Source organism: Pseudomonas mucidolens (genome assembly GCF_900106045.1).
GTDB classification, from domain to species: domain Bacteria; phylum Pseudomonadota; class Gammaproteobacteria; order Pseudomonadales; family Pseudomonadaceae; genus Aquipseudomonas; species Aquipseudomonas mucidolens.
Window position 1 is genome coordinate 2,625,693 of record NZ_LT629802.1, and the last position, 12,145, is coordinate 2,637,837.

Here is a 12,145-nt window from a genome sequence, read left to right on the forward strand (position 1 = left end):
CCGCGGTCGTTGAGTGCCGTCTCCAGACCCCCGAGACCCTCGACATTCTCATTGAAGGTGGCGAAGAGTTCGCTCGTGCATGAACTCGCCGAGGGCTTTATCGCGCTGGGCGAAGTCGCGCCCGTGGACGATGAAGTAATGCAAGCTGTTGTTGGTTTCCGGAGTCAGGATGTGCGCCGTGCGAATGTGAAACAGCTCACGGCGTTCGAGCGGTTGGGCGCTGTCGTAGAAGGTCACCCTGACTCGGTGCAAGGCCGGCGATAGAAACTCTGAGGTGGCAATGCGTGCCGCCGTTGTGCAGTCTTCCAGGCCAGTCGTCTGGCCCCAGACGGGCGACAGGGTGGTCGGCACCACTTCGCGAATCAGCGTGTAATGGCCCTCCTTGAGGTCGAGCTTGTAGGGCGCGCTGGCATAGTCTGGCGTACCAATGGTGTTCGCATGAAGAAAGCTCAGGTGGGTCAGGTTCATGAGGTTTTCGTGCAGGCTGACATAGTTACCCAAATGATCTGACTCGTCGTCTTTGTATGTGATGAGGCGAAGACAATCAACGGGGGATGCACTGAATAGCGCGCCCATGACCTGCCCTTGGAGCGGCAAATACGGCAAAATCGAGCCACAAATCGTCGGTGATATGATCTAAGCGTTTATATTTCGCCAAGAGAGTGCCCATGGATCGCTTGTCCACGTTGTTGTCGCAGTTTGGAGTGCGCGCAAACCTGTTTTACAACGGCAAACTGTGCGGCTTGGCGTCCTACAATGGCACTGAACGGCGTGGTTATATCCATCTGCTGCAGGCGGGTAGCGTCACGTTGTCGGGGCCCGATCGCAAGGACTTGCTGCTGACCTGCCCCAGCCTGATTTTCATGCCACGTCCCAGCCGTCATCAACTCTTTGCTGATGAGTCCGAGAGCGCTCAACTGCTGTGTGCGTCAGTGGAGTTCGAGGGCGGCGTAGATAACCCGTTGTCGGCGTCGCTACCCGATTGCCTGGTGCTGTCCCTGGATGAGCTGCCAATGTTGGCCGATACGCTGAAATGGATGTTCGACGAGGCGGCAGGCGGACATTGTGGCAGGGAGGCCGCACTGAATTGCTTGTTCGAATTATTGATCATTTTGTTGTTTCGGCACCTGCTCGACCATCAACAGTTGCGTAGCGGAATGATGGCTGGATTGGCCGACGTGCGGCTGGCGCGATCTCTTGTACAGATTCACAATGCACCTCATCGTGCCTGGTCGATCGCGGAACTGGCGAGCGAGTCGAACATGTCGCGTGCAGCCTATGCGGTGCATTTTCGGGCGGTTATCGGGCAAACACCTGCGGATTATCTGTTGAGTTGGCGTATCAGCCTGGCGCAAAAACGTCTGCGTGAAGGACGCTCGATTACGCTGATCGCCGCCGAAGTCGGTTATGAAAGCCCTTCGGCACTTGCACGCGCATTTCGACGCAAGACGGGTTATAGCCCTCGGGACTGGATGAAAGATCTGTCAGGAGAATGTGACGGGGCAATGGCCTGAGGAGAGCATCGAACTGCTTCAGGCCACTCCAAGAGGACAACCATCGGTTTAACGGCTTTCCAATTCGGTTAAAGAGTGACCGGCCACAAATATCGAAGCGACAAGCAACCCGATGTCTTTAAGAAGAAACTGACCCGGCGCAACCGAAATGCCTGGAAAACCGAGGCTAGGCTCAATCACGCCGGGGGTTGAGAACATAAAGCTCAGGGTTGTGAAGAACAATCCGGCAGACAGCGCACCACCGATCAATGAGAGCTTTGGTGACAGCACGCGACCTGCGATCAGAACACCGATCGAGACCTCCAGCACGCCGAGCAGGCTGGAGAAGGTATCCACACTGAAAATGCCATAAACCCAACCCAGGAAAGGGCTATTGCTCACCAGCGGAACCAGTCCGACTGCTTCGTAGTGGGTGAACTTCATACCGCCGAACCAGAAGTAAATCACGGTAAGTGCAAAGTAAGCACCGTAGGTGCCTATTGCCATGGTTCGGCCCCCGAGCGTTGAAGGGTTTTCTACGCTGGTTCTAGGGTTCTTGAGACTTAAGGTTTTCATGGTCACGGCTTCCAAGAGAGTGGTGAGGAACGCTAATCAGCAACCTAACGCGGTGTGCGTTGGGAACGGAGACAGTGTTGCCTTTGATTCCACTCTCGTGGCTTCCGAACGTATTGCGTTCAGTGCAGATCGTCTTGACTCATTGCAGCTCTTCAACGCTGTCAGGAAGGGCTGCAAAGGCCGCCTAGCTGCCGAATGGCGGTCAATACCATTGTTTGAGTAAGCGCATCGCGAGTTCCTTATTTATTATTGTGTATTCGTAGCCGTTCAAACCTTGGCTGATGCCAGTTCCACCGCTCGCTCATCGCGGAAGGCAAACAGGAACACCAGCACCACGCCCAGGGAAAAGCAGGCCGGGAACAACCAGATGCTCTGCCACTGATGACCCGCGGGGGTGGCGTAGTAGTCGGAGACATGACCCGCGACCCAAAAACCGATCAGCATGCCAAAGCCATAGGTGGCCAGGGTAATCAGGCCTTGAGCCGAACTTCTGAAGCGCTCTGGAGTTTTGGCGTCGGTGTAGATCTGCCCGGACACAAAGAAAAAGTCGTAGCAGATACCGTGCAAGGCAATACCGGTGAACAGCATGAAGGCCAGGTCCGCGTTATTGCCGTAGGCGAACAGCACGTAGCGCAAGGCCCAGGCCAACATGCCCATCAATAATGCGATCTTGATGCCGAAGCGGTGAATGAACAGAGGCAGCAGGAGCATGAACAGGACTTCGGAGACCTGCCCGATGGCCATCTTCGCCGTGGGATTGGTCACGCCGATTTCCGCGAGGAACGGATTGGCATTCTGGTAATAGAACGCCAGCGGAATGCAGATCAGGATCGAGGCAATGAAGAACACCAGGTAGCTGCGGTCTTTGAGCAGGCCCAGCGCATCCAGACCGAGCATCTGCTTGAGGCCTCTGCGGCGGGTTTCGGACTTGAGCGGCGCGGTACTCGGTAGGGTAAAGCTGTACAGCCCCAGCACCAGGGACGCCAGCGCCGCCATCAGGAAAGTGTTGCGCAGGCCACCGCTAGCAATGGCGTCTTTAGAGTCCCAGGCGAAGACAAAACTGATCACCACGCCGGCGACGATCCAGCCCACGGTGCCCCACACCCGAATACGCGAGAACTCAAGCGCCGGGTCGCGCATCTGCCGAAAAGCCACGGAATTGACCAATGCCAGGGTCGGCATATAGATCATCATGTAGGCCAGCACGTAGGGATAGAACGCGCCGAAGTCCGGCGCCCGGTACAGCTGATAGAGCAACACCGCCCCCACCAGGTGCAGCACCGCCAGGATACGCTCGGCATTGAAGAAGCGGTCAGCGATCAGCCCGATCACGAACGGGGCAATGATCGCGCCCCAGGACTGGGTCGAGAACGCCATGCCAATCTGGCCGCCGCTGGCACCCAACTGGCTGGACAGGAAAGTGCCCAGGGTGACGAACCAGCCACCCCAGATAAAGAACTGCAGAAACATCATGGCGCTCAAGCGCGCAGTCATCCACGTCATAACAGTCACCGTCTTATTGTTATTGAAAGCAGCAGGTGAAACTCAGGCGTCAGGCAAGCCCAACAAACGCCTGTTGGAAGCCGCATCGCTGGCCACGCTGACAAAATCGTCAAAGGCCTTTTGGCTTCGGGTAATCATGTGTTCGCGGATGAACCCCGCGCCTTCGGCGGCGCCTTGCGCGGAGTCTTTCAGGCAGCACTCCCACTCCAGCACGGCCCAGCCGGTGAAGCCATATTGGGTCAGCTTGCTGAAAATCGACTTGAAATCGATCTGGCCATCACCCAGCGAGCGAAAACGTCCAGGGCGCTCGACCCAGCTCTGGTAACCGCCATAGACACCGGAGCGCGCATCGGGACGGAACTCCGCGTCCTTGACGTGGAACATGCGGATGCGTGAATGATAACGGTCAATAAAACCCAGGTAGTCCATTTGCTGCAGCAGCAGGTGGCTGGGGTCATAGAGGATGGCCGCGCGCGGATGGTGATCGACGGCATCGAGGAAACGCTCGAATGTGGCGCCGTCGTGCAGGTCCTCACCGGGATGAATTTCGTAGCACAGGTCGACACCGGCCTCATCAAAGCAGTCGAGGATCGGCAGCCAGCGCTTGGCCAGTTCGGCAAAACCTTGCTCCACCAACCCCGCGGGACGTTGCGGCCAGGGGTACATATAGGGCCATAGCAAGGCCCCGGAAAAGGTCGCGTGCGCCGTCAACCCCAGACGCTGACTGGCCCGCGCCGCCAGCTTCAATTGCTCAATCGCCCACTCGGTGCGTGCCTGGGGTTGGCCACGCAGATGAGCCGGCGCGAAGTCATCGAACACCGCATCGAACGCCGGGTGCACGGCCACCAACTGCCCTTGCAGGTGGGTGGACAGCTCGCTGATTTCAACCCCGGCGCTGGCGCACACGGCCTTCAATTCATCGCAATAGCTCTGGCTTTCGGCAGCACGTTCAAGGTCGATGTAGCGCGTGCCGAGGGTCGGCAGTTGGATGGCTTTGTAGCCTTGGGATGCCGCCCACTGGGCGATATTGGCCAGGGTGTCGAAAGGCGCTTCATCAGCGATGAACTGCGCCAGGAATATCCCAGGTCCGCGCAGACCTTGATGGGCCAGGGCGTTCGGGGTCACGGCAGGCGTCTGCTGTTTCATACGGAGCACTCCAGCGGGGTCCACTTGGCGTTGCTGTTATGACTGGCAATGGCGGTCTCGATAAAGGCCATGCCACGCAGACCAATCTCAATTCCCGGCACGCCGGGTGCAGTGTTGCCTGTCACCTCACTACGAATGGCTTTGGCAAAATCGCCATACAGATTGGCCATGGCTTCCAGGTAGCCTTCAGGATGGCCGGCGGGCAAGCGCATACGCTGGGTCGCGGCCTCGCACAACCACGGCTGCCCGGTGCCGGAGCGCAAGATGCGCAGCGGTTGATCCAATGCGCGATGAATCAGGCTGGCGGGTTGTTCCTGCCGCCATTCGAGGCCGCCCTTGTCGCCGTAGACACGAATGCTCAGCGGGTTCTCTTCACCCGCGCAGACCTGGCTGGCGATCAGCACGCCACTGGCGCCCTGCTCCATCTTGAACAACATAGCGGCGTCGTCATCCAGTTGACGGCCCTCGATGTGCACACCCAGGGTGGCACACAGGTGGGTGACAGCTTGATCGGCAACAAACTCCGCCAGGGAAAAGGCATGGGTGCCGATATCGCCGATGCAACCACCCAACCCAGACAACGCCGGCTGCCCCCGCCACTCGGCCTGCTTGTTGCCTTGCCCGGCCACATCCTGGCTGAGCCAGCCCTGGGGATACTCCACCAGCACCTTGCGCACGGCACCGATCACGCCGCTGCGCACCATTTCACGCGCTTGCCAGACCATGGGGTAGCCGAGGTAGGTATGGGCCAGGCCATACAGACCGGCGCTGGTGTCCAACACGTTCTTCAGGGCCCGCAGTTCAGCCAGATTCAGCGCAGCGGGCTTTTCGCTGAAAACATGGAAGCCTGCGGCCAACGCCTCGCTGGCCACTGGCGCATGCAGATGATTGGGGGTGACGATCACCAGCAGCTCCATGCGCTGCTCTGCTGGAAGCGCCCGCTCGGCCTCAAGCATCAGTTGCCAAGTGCTGTAGCAGCGCGATTGCGCCAGACCCAGATGACTGCCCGTGCGCAGGTTGTTCTGCAGGTCGCGACTGAACGCACCGCATACCAGCTCAAAACGCCCATCGAGCCCCGCGGCCTGACGATGAGCTTGGGCAATAAAAGAGCCCTCCCCCCCCACCGACGAAGCCCATTCTTATTTTAGGTATCACTGTGCTCATCACTGATCTTCTCTTTTCGGCCTGGCTAAACGGCTGCTTGAAGCAAAATGTAACCGGTTACATTTCAACAAGAATTTATGCGTTACCGAGCCGGCTGTCAAATCGATAAAACCTACTTGCGAGGATTTCGGCGCAGGCGGACCTGCTGTAAGCTCGCCCGACGCACAGTGTGAACATGAGGTGGTTTTGTCCAATATTCGTGAAGTCGCCCGGCTCGCCGGCGTGTCGGTGGCCACCGTATCGAGAACCCTGAAATCACCCGACTGCGTGCGCCAGGCCACTCGGGACAAGGTCAATGCCGCCGTCGAGCAAGCGGGTTATCGCCCCAACCTGATGGCCGTGCAGTTCCGTTCACGGCGAACCGCCAACCTGGTCATCCTCGTCCCGAAAATTGCCAACACGTTTTTTGCCCGCGTGATCAGCGGTGCACAACAGGCTGCCCAAGCCGCCGGTTATCGACTGTTGTTGTGCGATACCCAAGGGCGCGAAGACATCGAACGTGAGTTTGCCGACCTAGTCTATGCTCATCAGGCCGATGGCGTGATCCAGCTGCGCGCCTACGATCCTTTCCCAGCTGATAGCGTTGACACCCCGCCGATGGTCAATGCATGCGAAGTGATCAAGGGCGGCCGCCACCCCACCATCAGTCTCGACAACCACGCGGCCGCCAAGGCGATGACCGAGCACCTGATCAGTTTGGGCCATCGCCGGATCGGCCTGATCAAAGGTCCTCAAAGCAGCCCTCTGACCCAAGATCGGGTCGCGGGTTACCAGACTGCCTTGGATCAAGCAGGCATCACTCCCGACTCAGCGATTATTTGCCACGGTGACTTCAGCTTGCGCGCCGGCTATGACGGCGCCACGACCCTGCTGACTATGCCCGATCGCCCTACAGCGCTGTTTTGTGAGAACGATGAGATGGCCATTGGCGCGCTCAAGCGCATCAAGGAAATGGGCCTGCGCGTGCCCGAGGATATTTCGTTGGTGGGGTTCGATGACATTCCACTGGCGCAGTATTGCGATCCACCGCTTACGACCATCGCACAGCCTTGCGAAGCATTTGGGCGAAGAGCGGTAGAAATGCTGATCGACGTGATCGAGACAAAATCGACCGTCAGGCAGATTGTGATACTGCCTTTCACGCTTACGATACGTGAGAGCACTGCCCCGCCAAGTTCGTCAAACTACCCAGGCGCCGGGCCTTGATATCGCGATTGATCTGATCGCGGGATTTACCTGCCAGCTTGGCGAAGACCAGCAACGGCAAATTGCTCGAATCCTCATAACTGGCCAGCATCTTAGATACGATCGCGCTGGATGTCAGACCTCTGAGATTTGTGCAATTTTTCAGTCTGGATTGGAACGGGTATGGCAGGCGACTGATGGGGCACGATGAGGGCCGTTTCACTGTAACCGTCTGGGCAAGGCCCCTTTTGCCGTTGATGCGACCAAATCAACCAATCACATGAACAGAACGCTGGCCCAGTCGGTCAACACGCAGTAAGTGACAGGAATAGGCCCTATCAGGCTCCGGCGGGGACGCTCATCCCTCCATCCGCCATGACGATGGCGCCTAAAATATAAGATGCCCGCTCTGAGGCTAGAAACGCCACGACTTCAGCGATTTCCTCGGGCTGAGCGGCACGTTTGATCGGCGTCTTTTCACCATGCTGGGCAAGGAACCCAGGGCCGTCTTCAACAACATCGTTGAGGATATTGGTCACAACATCTCCGGAGCCGACTGCATTGACGCGTATACCGTAATCGATGACCTCTAGGGCCAATGTGCGAGTCAGCTGGGCCAGCGCACCTTTTGAAGCGGTATAAGCCGCAATCGTAGGGAACGCTTGGTAAGCCGCATAGGACGCGATGTTGACAATGGCACCCGTTCGATTCGGGATCATCGCCTTTATGGCTTCCCGAGCATGCAAAAATGCCGCCGTGACATTGACGGCCTGGATACGCTCCCAATCATCGCGAGTCATGTCCACGACCAATTTGTTTATGATGATCCCGGCGTTATTGACTAATATATCCAGACGGCCAAAGTGTGCTATCGCTGTCGCCACTGCTGTTTCGGCAGCGCCATCTTCAGTGATATCCGCAATCAGTGGAACCAGGCCGGGCCGGGCGAGTTGCTCGACTGTCGGACTTTTGTCTTCAGCTACCACTTTAGCCCCGCGCTCATGCAGCATCAGGGCGACAGCCCGGCCAATCCCACTCGCTGCACCGGTCACCAGAACCACCCGACCTTCGAATTCACCACGTGTATCAACCGTCATCTTTCTCTCCAGAGAAGGCATCCAGCCGCAACAACTGCTGCTGTAGACGACGGCACCTTCTCTCATTCTTTCGCGCGGATCTGCCGCATCTTTGCCGGGCTGTCGGGATTTTGCTTTTAGTTGCCTGGACTCGCTACTCTGTCGACCCATCACTCGCGAAAAACATGCCATGGCAACGCTTGGCCAGCCATCCCGTTCAGATCATCATGAGCGGATTCCCGCCCATAAAATGCCGGATTACCTACCCGCTACGGCCCATCAGCCTTCTGGCCAAAGTTTGAACTCGCAGGTGCAGGTACAGATATTCAGGCATCGAACCACCCAGCAGAGTCTGATGATTCCTGCTGTCGCAGAACCTCTGCTTGTTCTGATCGTTTCGGGTGCTGCCGTCGTCGAAGAGCGCATGGGGAACGAAGACTGGACGGCCACCCCTGTCGCTGCTGGCGACTTTTTTCTGACTACGTCGCCCCTCCCCTATGAAATGCGATGGCAAACAGAAAGCGATGGGGGCTTTGAAGTGATGCATGTCTATCTCAGCCAGCATCTGCTGGATCTTGCCGCGCGGGATATTGTTTCGTGTCCGGACGGAGTCCAGCGGCTACGAGAGGTATCCGGCGAACGAGATCCCGAAGTTACGGCGCTGATGAGATCCCTCTATCACGAAGTGACTTCAAACCCCCAAGCCAGCTCGCTGTACCTGCAAGGCGTAGGCCAAGCGCTTGCTGTGCATTTGGCCCGACGCTATGGCGACGGTAGCGAACCGTCCAAACGGATGAACGCCTTGCCGGCCTACAAACTCCATAAGGCCATTGCGACCCTACAAACAGGAATGGACAGTACATTCAGCCTGGACAAACTGGCATCCGAAGCGGGCATGAGCGTTTCGCACTTCAGCCGTCTGTTCAAGAAAGCAACAGGACGGAGTCCATCCCAGTACTTTATTCATCTGCGGATGGAAATGGCGCGGGAGCTGCTTCTGGAATCAGACCTCAGCATCCTGAACGTCGCTCTTGAGGTTGGCTATGCCAGCCCAAGTTATTTCGCTCAATTGTTCAAGCGTCATACCGGCGTAACGCCGCGTGAATACCGTCATCGGAGTTAAGTTCAGATGCACTGGTATGGACGGCCTACACCCAGCATCCGTTGTTGATCTTGTGCGATTAAGCCTGATGCCACTTATGCGAAAGCAGTTGCTCGATTTCACTCGCTCGCTGCGTCGGCAGGCGCGTGAGAACATTCTTCAGATAGGCGGAAGGATCATGACCATTCAGCCGCGCTGACTGGATCAAGCTCATGATCGCCGCCGCCCGTTTGCCGCTGCGTAGCGACCCTGCGAAGAGCCAGTTCTTGCGCCCAGGCGCCCATGGCCGGATCTGGTTTTCGGCCCAGTTGTTATCTATGGAGACGGCCCCGTCATCGAGGTAGCGCGACAGCGCTGCCCAGCGTTTAAGGCTGTAATCGAGTGCTCTGCTGATAGCCGAACCTTCGGGCACAAAATCGGGCTGGGCACTCATCCAGGCATGCAGCATGTCCATTATCGGTGCGGCTTTTTCTTGCCGTATTCGGTGCCGTAAATCCGGCTCCAGGTCGCGGACTTCGCTCTCGATTTCGTCCAGCAACTGGATATAGCGCAGGGCTTGCTCGGCGAAAGAGGGTCAGGTAGCGCCGAACCTGCTGAAACGGAAGTTCGATGCCAAACGACCGAACCAGAAATGGGTGACCGATGTGACGGAGTTTCGGGTCGGGGGCCAGATGCTCACCTCGCTACACAATCTGCTCCAGCAATAAATCGATTCAGTACCCGTCAGAATCCTGGACTTAAAGTAAGCGTCTGCCGAACACATCTAGCACTAGCCCGTTTTGGTGCGAAGTCAGCATACGAACGAAGGTTAGTGCGCTGTGAACCAGCTGGGGTGTAGCACAGGAAAATGTTCCTTCAGCCAATCCACAAATGCGTCGACCTGAGGAGCAAGATGCGTTCTGCTTGGATAAAGCACGGAAACCAATCGCGGCTGTGGACGATGAGCCCTGAGCACCTCAACCAGTTCTCCACTTGCGAGGAAGGTCTCAACGGTAATACCCGGAGCTTGAACAATGCCGAAGCCTGCAACACCACATTGAACGTAGGCATTTGACTCATTCACAGTGATACCACCACTGGGGGTGTGAGGATGATCCTCGCCGTCCACCGAGAAGTGCCAAGGGAGCGGCCTGTTGCTTTGACCGGAAAGAAAGCTGACACATCGGTGGTCTATTAGATCTTGCAGGGTTGTGGGTGCTCCGAAGGCTTGGAGATAACCAGGGGACGCACAGGTCACCATGATGGCGGTGCCAATTTCTCTGGCCACCATACTTGAATCTGGGAGGTCACCAATTCTCAGTACACAGTCGATGCCCTCGGCTACGAGATCTACCGTACGGTCGGTCACACCCAGCGCAAGTTCGATTTCGGGAAATGCCTCCGTAAATCTCCTAAGGCTTTCCATGAAGCTATGTTGGGAAAATGCAGTGGGGATGTCAATTCGAAGCCTTCCACGTAAGGTCGCCCCACTACGGTCGAACATCGAAGTGGTCTCTGCGATATTCGCCAAAATCTCTTTGACGCGTTCGTAAAATCGCTCCCCCTCAGCAGTCAGTTTTACCTTGCGAGTAGTGCGCTGGAAGAGACGGACACCCAGCGAAGCTTCCAGATCCTGAATGGTGCGTGTGACGTGCGGGCGCCCTGCCTGCATTACTTCTGCAACTTTAGTGAAGCTCTCTAGCTCCGCTAGCTTGGCGAATACCTGCATCGCCTGTAGAAGCTCCATAAGTCCCCCCGAGAAGCATATGACTGCGATATTGTTGCTTACCAGGATAACAATCCTGTTGGTTTCTGCACATTTATCCAGAAGTCGCAACGCGGAACAATGTCCTCAGCGTAAAGGGGGAGCTTTTCCTCCTCTGCACCTCAAAACTGCTGGAGACAGAAAATGAAAGCGTGGCTTCTGAAAGATTTTGGCTTGGAGAATCTGGTGCAGGGCGAAACGGAAACTCCCGTGCCCCAAGCTGGTGAACTGCTGGTTAAGGTAGGCGCTGTATCACTCAATTTCCGGGACAAGGCCATCGTTGACGGTATCTACGAACCTCACATGGTGCCCAAGCCGCTGATCCCCGTCAGCGATGCGGCGGGGACTGTCGTGGCAGTTGGTGATGGTGTCAGCCGCTTCGCTATTGGAGATCGGGTCAACTCACACCTCTACTCACGTTGGTTGGACGGCATGCCCGGGCCAGATGAACCCAACTACTGCTTCGGTTCGCCATTGCCTGGTGGTCTGGCGGAATACATGATCATCCATGAAGACAGCGCGGTACGTGCCCCCGACAACATGTCAGATGAAGAAGCCGCGACCCTTCCAATTGCTGCTCTGACGGCGTGGTATGCGCTCGTCGATTATGGCCAGATCGAGGCAGGCCAAACCGTTTTGGTTCAGGGATCTGGAGGTGTTTCTGTTTTTGCAGCACAAATTGCCACAGCTTTAGGAGCCAAGGTTATCGTCACCTCCAGCCGTGATACCAATCTGGACGCTGTAAAAAAACTGGGCGCTGTTGCTGGTGTGAATTATCGCACTACCCCCGAGTGGGCAGAGGAAGTTCTGAAGCTCACTGATGGCAAGGGCGTGGATCTCCTGCTGGATGTGGCAGGCGGTGACGGCATCAATCAATCGATTGCTGCAACAAAGGCAGGTGGACGTATCGCACAGATCGGCTTTCTGACAGGTCAAACCTCTGCCCTGAACCTGATGCCTATGATTTTCCGACAAACAACTATTCGCGGCATAGCCGTTGCTCCACGCTCGTCATTTGACCGAATGAACGAATTCTTGAATGAGCACAAGATTCGCCCGGTAATCGACCACGTGTATCCATTCGATCAAGCACGTGAAGCGTACGAACATTTGGCCAGAGGCGCCTTTGGTAAGGTAGTAATCAAAATCGCGTAGG

At 56.8% G+C, this 12,145-nt stretch carries 10 protein-coding genes and 2 pseudogenes; 4 read left to right on the forward strand and 8 right to left on the reverse strand.

The genetic code is table 11. The features are described 5' to 3' along the window. Positions 1–48: 48 nt before the first annotated feature. Entirely contained in the window at positions 49–468 is a 420-nt protein-coding gene (locus BLU75_RS12225) for a hypothetical protein (RefSeq protein WP_231982647.1), read from the reverse strand. A gap of 200 nt (positions 469–668) precedes the next feature. Here BLU75_RS12225 and BLU75_RS12230 point away from each other — a divergent pair, with 200 nt between their 5' ends. Beyond that, a complete protein-coding gene (locus BLU75_RS12230; RefSeq protein ID WP_084378738.1) occupies positions 669–1,514 on the forward strand; it encodes a helix-turn-helix transcriptional regulator in 846 nt (281 codons plus the stop codon). 48 nt (positions 1,515–1,562) lie between these two features. On the opposite strand, the gene BLU75_RS12235 is transcribed toward BLU75_RS12230, so the two are convergent. The 4 genes and pseudogenes from BLU75_RS12235 to BLU75_RS12250 form a co-directional block, all read right to left on the reverse strand. Further along, positions 1,563–2,069 carry a YkgB family protein gene (locus tag BLU75_RS12235; RefSeq protein ID WP_084378739.1) on the reverse strand — a complete coding sequence of 169 codons (507 nt, stop codon included), beginning with the start codon at positions 2,067–2,069 and terminating at the stop codon, positions 1,563–1,565. 267 nt (positions 2,070–2,336) lie between these two features. Beyond that, positions 2,337–3,572 (reverse strand): nucleoside permease, encoded by a 1,236-nt coding sequence (locus tag BLU75_RS12240; protein WP_084378741.1) that lies wholly within the window; start codon positions 3,570–3,572, stop codon positions 2,337–2,339. Between the two features lie 42 nt (positions 3,573–3,614). Next, complete coding sequence (locus tag BLU75_RS12245) at positions 3,615–4,718, reverse strand: sugar phosphate isomerase/epimerase family protein (protein ID WP_084378742.1); 1,104 nt, start codon at positions 4,716–4,718, stop codon at positions 3,615–3,617. Next, positions 4,715–5,882, reverse strand: a pseudogene (locus BLU75_RS12250) (Gfo/Idh/MocA family protein). The gene BLU75_RS12245 and the pseudogene BLU75_RS12250 overlap by 4 nt, the downstream one beginning before the upstream one ends. A 186-nt stretch (positions 5,883–6,068) precedes the next feature. Between BLU75_RS12250 and BLU75_RS12255 the strand changes: the two are divergent. Continuing rightward, positions 6,069–7,088, forward strand: coding sequence for a LacI family DNA-binding transcriptional regulator (locus BLU75_RS12255; protein ID WP_084378743.1), 1,020 nt, complete (start codon positions 6,069–6,071; stop codon positions 7,086–7,088). Between the two features lie 317 nt (positions 7,089–7,405). On the opposite strand, the gene BLU75_RS12260 is transcribed toward BLU75_RS12255, so the two are convergent. Then, positions 7,406–8,164, reverse strand: coding sequence for an SDR family NAD(P)-dependent oxidoreductase (locus tag BLU75_RS12260; protein WP_084378744.1), 759 nt, complete (start codon positions 8,162–8,164; stop codon positions 7,406–7,408). Positions 8,165–8,333: 169 nt separating this feature from the next. On the opposite strand from BLU75_RS12260, the gene BLU75_RS12265 reads away from it, so the two are divergent. After that, a complete protein-coding gene (locus BLU75_RS12265; protein ID WP_231982648.1) occupies positions 8,334–9,266 on the forward strand; it encodes a helix-turn-helix domain-containing protein in 933 nt (310 codons plus the stop codon). A gap of 58 nt (positions 9,267–9,324) precedes the next feature. On the opposite strand, the pseudogene BLU75_RS12270 reads toward BLU75_RS12265, so the two are convergent. Both BLU75_RS12270 and BLU75_RS12275 read right to left on the reverse strand, forming a co-directional pair. After that, positions 9,325–9,810 (reverse strand): annotated as a pseudogene (locus BLU75_RS12270) (IS66 family transposase); the annotation flags it as partial. 243 nt (positions 9,811–10,053) lie between these two features. Beyond that, complete coding sequence (locus tag BLU75_RS12275; RefSeq protein ID WP_084378746.1) at positions 10,054–10,953, reverse strand: LysR family transcriptional regulator; 900 nt, start codon at positions 10,951–10,953, stop codon at positions 10,054–10,056. Between the two features lie 180 nt (positions 10,954–11,133). Here BLU75_RS12275 and BLU75_RS12280 point away from each other — a divergent pair, with 180 nt between their 5' ends. Beyond that, the gene (locus BLU75_RS12280) at positions 11,134–12,144 is read left to right on the forward strand and encodes a zinc-dependent alcohol dehydrogenase family protein (RefSeq protein WP_084378747.1); all 1,011 of its coding nucleotides are present in this window, start codon (positions 11,134–11,136) and stop codon (positions 12,142–12,144) included. The last annotated feature ends 1 nt before the right edge of the window (position 12,145 follow it).